This is a genomic window from Kitasatospora purpeofusca (assembly GCF_034043715.1).
In the GTDB taxonomy this organism is placed as follows: domain Bacteria; phylum Actinomycetota; class Actinomycetes; order Streptomycetales; family Streptomycetaceae; genus Kitasatospora; species Kitasatospora purpeofusca_A.
Genome location: NZ_JAXCLC010000150.1, coordinates 1 through 3,844 on the forward strand (window position 1 = coordinate 1; position 3,844 = coordinate 3,844).

The window sequence follows — 3,844 nt, forward strand, 5'->3', positions numbered from 1 at the left end:
GTTCGAGCCGCCGAAGAGATCGGTGCTGCGATTCTGCTGTCCGTTGCCGGACGGGTCTACCTGATCGGGGTCGATCCGGAAGCTTCCGGTACTGCCGGCGCTGCGGCCCTGTTCGACGCCGCGGCGCAGGTTGGTGAGTCGGCCGCGGACCTCCTCGGGCGCGCGGGACACCTGCGGACCGTCCTGCGGGGTGGGCTGGGCGTTGCCCGGTACCAGGTTCTGCTTGGGCACGCGCCGGGGCAGGCCGGCCTGGGTGGTGCCGCTGGAGGAGGGCTCGCGGAGCTTCTCCGCCCGCTGCCAGTCGCCGTCGTTGGGCGACTGCCAGGTCTGGCCGCCGGCCGCGGTCGGGCCGGTGGGCCCGTAGCCGCCGAGGGCGGACACGTCGTGGCTGCCGCGGGGCTCGACCGGGGTGGCCGAGGTGTCCTTGGCGCCGGCGAACCAGTTGGGGGTGTCGCCGCTCTCCTGCGGGCCGGAGGGGAACCCGCCGCCGGCCAGCTGCTGGCCGGGGCGGCGCTGGGGCAGCCCGGACGGCAGGGTGGCCGAGTCGTCGGCGGCGGCGGCCGGGAGGGCCGGCTGCTCCGGGGCGTACGGGTGGCCCGCCGGGGCCTCCTCGGCCCGGTTGCCGTAGTTCTCCCCGGCGTAGCCGTCGCCCTGGCCGTACTCGTCCTGCCGGCCGTACTGGTCGTAGCCCTGCTGCGGGTACTGGCCGTACGCGTCCTGCTGCTGGTACCCGTCCTGCTGGTAACCCGCGTCCTGGCCGTACCCGTCCTGCTGGTAGCCGGCGTCCTGGCCGTACCCGTCCTGCTGGTAGCCGTACTGGTCGTCGGCGTAGCCGGACTGCTCGTAGCCCTGCTGCGGGTACTGCGCGTCCTGGCCGTAGTCCTCGTCGTTGCGACGGCCGTACGCCGGGTACTCGTCGTCGACCTCGGCGTCCAGCACCGGCCGGTCGCCCTCCGGGCCGGACTCCAGCGCGGCGCGGCGGACCTGGTCCAGGCGCTGCGAGCGCTGGACGGCCTCCAGGGCCGGGCTGAAGCCGCCGGCACCGGCGCCGTTGTGGCCGGTGAGGTGGTCGTCGAAACCGAGTTCGGCGGCGCTGCGGGCCTGGCTCCGGTCGGGGGCCCACTCGGCGGCCGGCTCCTGGTCGGCGAAGATCCGGGAGACGGTGAACTGCTCCTCGGGCTCCGGCGCCGCGGCCATCTGGGTCAGGAACGGCGGCAGCATGACCAGCGAGGTGGTGCCCGCGGACTCGCCGGAGGGGCGGAGCTGGACGCGGACGTCGTGCCGCTGGGACAGCCGGCCGACCACGAACAGGCCCATCCGGCGCGAGATCGTGGCGTCCACCGTGGGCGGCTCGGCCAGCTTCTCGTTGATCTCCGCGAAGTCCTCGGCGGTGAGGCCGATGCCCTTGTCGTGGATCTCGACCAGCACCCGGCCGTCGGGCAGGCGGGTCGCGTTGACCAGCACCCGGGTCTGCGGGCTGGAGAACGTGGTGGCGTTCTCCAGTAGCTCGGCGAGCAGGTGGACGAGGTCGGTCACGGCGGCGCCGACGACCTCGGCCTCGGGGATGCCGGAGAGCTCGACGCGCTCGTACTGCTCCACCTCGGAGGCGGCGGCGCGCAGGACGTCGACCAGCGGGACCGGGGTGTTCCAGCGGCGGCCGGCCTCCTCGCCCGCGAGGACGAGCAGGTTCTCACCGTTGCGGCGCATTCGGGTCGCGAGGTGGTCCAGCTTGAAGAGGTTCTCCAGCTGGTCCGGGTCGGCCTCGTTGTTCTCCAGGTCCGTGATCAGCGCCAGCTGGCGCTGGATGAGGCTCTGGCTGCGGCGCGACAGGTTGGTGAAGATCGCGTTGACGTTGCCTCGCAGCAGGGCCTGCTCGGCGGCGAGTGCGACCGCCTGCCGGTGGACCTGGTCGAAGGCCCGGGCGACCTCGCCGATCTCGTCCTTGCCGTACAGCGGGATCGGGACGACGTTGGTGTCCACCCGCTCCGGGTCGGTCTTGGAGAGCTTCTCGACCAGCTCCGGCAGGCGTCGGTCGGCGATGTCGAGCGCGGCGGCGCGCAGGGTGCGCATGCCGAGGATCATCGAGCGGGCCACGTAGCCGGTGAGCACACCGGCGAGGACCAGCGCGACGATGACGATCAGCGAGTTCAGGATGGCGTCGAAGCGCGCGTTGTCGCGCAGCTCGGCCGCGTCGGCGAGCACGTCGTCCAGCAGCACGACCTCGGTGGCGCGCAGGCTGGAGATGTGGGTGTTGGCGGCCTGGTTCCAGTTCTCCGGGGTGAGGCCGGCGTCCTTGGCCTCCTTGTACGCGCGGTCGGCCACCTCGCGGCCCTGCGACTGCCCGTTGGCGGCGGCCTGGGTGTAGGCGGCGCCGATGTTGAGCAGGCCGCCCATGGTCGGGGCGTTGCCGTTGGGCATCCGGTAGGCGGTCCGCTCGTCGGCGGTGGCCTGGGCGACCTGCGCGTCGGCGTACTTCTTGGCGTCCTCGGGGGCGCTGCCGGTGTTGAACTCGGAGAGCGCGGTCTGCTCCAGGCGCTGGGCGACGAGCAGCTGCTGGATGAGGTCGACGTTCTCGTAGCGCGTGGTCTTCTGGGCGGCGATGCCGACCAGGAGCTGCAGCATGAGAGCGCGCTGGGTCGAGGCGGAGGCCTTGGCCAGCGACATCGCGTAGATCGAGCGGCCCTTGCTGGTGAGGTTGCTGGAGCCGAGGCCGACCGAGTTGTCGTAGGCGAGCAGCGGGGCGAACATCACCGAGTAGGCGCTGACGGTCGCGGAGGCGAACAGCGTGTCGCTGTAGGCGGTGGCGCGCAGCTGCGGCAGGAAGACGACCATCTGCTGGAACGCGTCGTGGCGGCGGGGGAGCTCGCCGGACTTGTCGCTCGCCTCGTAGGCCGCGTTGTACGACTTGAGGGCGGCGTCGGTGGTCGAGCGCGCCTTGGTGACGTCGTTGTTCGGGTCCTGCTTGGTGATCAGGGGTATGAGCGTCTTGTCGCGCTCGCTCTCCAGTGCCTCGGAGAGTTCGGTGGCGGCCTTGGCGAGGGCCGCGGTGCGCTGGGCGCGGTCGGCCTTGACGAAGCCGTCGATCGAGGTGTTGACGCGCAGGCCGCCGAAGACCAGGGCGATGATGACCGGGATCAGCAGAATGGCGATCAGTCGGGCCGGCACGCGCCAGTTGCGCGGGCGCGCGAAGTCGTACCGGCTGCTCTTCGGTCCGGCGCCGTCCGTGCCCTGGCCGCTGCCGGACCCGAGGCCCGGGGCGCCGGTGGGGCGGTCCTTGCCGGGGCCGGGCGACTGCGATGCCGGGGCGGTCTGGGGCCGCTCCTCGGTCGGGGTGAACGCCGAGAACCCGCCCGGGTCCGGTGCCGTGCCGTTCGGCTCGCTCTGGCGGGGCTCGGAGCGCCGCTGCGGGGCGGCCTGCTGCTTACGCCTCACTCGACTACTACCTCTCGGCCGACAGGCGGCCATGGATCAATCCAGCGCTACCCCCGGTGGCCGCGCGTTCCGGGGAGGAGAGCGACGGCCGTACGGGATCCAGGGGTAGCTGGAATTTCAGCACGTGCAGGGATGGGGGACAAACAGCTGCTGGTGGGCGCTGTGCGCGGTGCAATTCAGGACATTCGCCGACAACTTGGAACAAAACTGTGGTCTTCCGGCGCTGAGCGACGCTGATTCGCTACAAACAGTCATTGTTGATCACGAAATGCCTACCGAACTGTTATCCGCTGCTTATGCGAGGGTCTTGCGCGTGGCGCCCGGACGACACCTCCCCGCAAGCGAACGTGCCCCGGCACCCCGTCGGTGCGACGGGGTGCCGGGGCCGCCGGCCTGGGGTTCCGCTCAGCGG

The 3,844-nt window shown here is 71.8% G+C and carries 1 protein-coding gene; it reads right to left on the reverse strand.

The features are described 5' to 3' along the window. Positions 1–3,432, reverse strand: a 3,432-nt coding sequence (locus tag SM793_RS36230) for a nitrate- and nitrite sensing domain-containing protein (RefSeq protein ID WP_320443395.1), incomplete at its 3' end; no start/stop codon positions are given. Between the last annotated feature and the right edge of the window lie 412 nt (positions 3,433–3,844).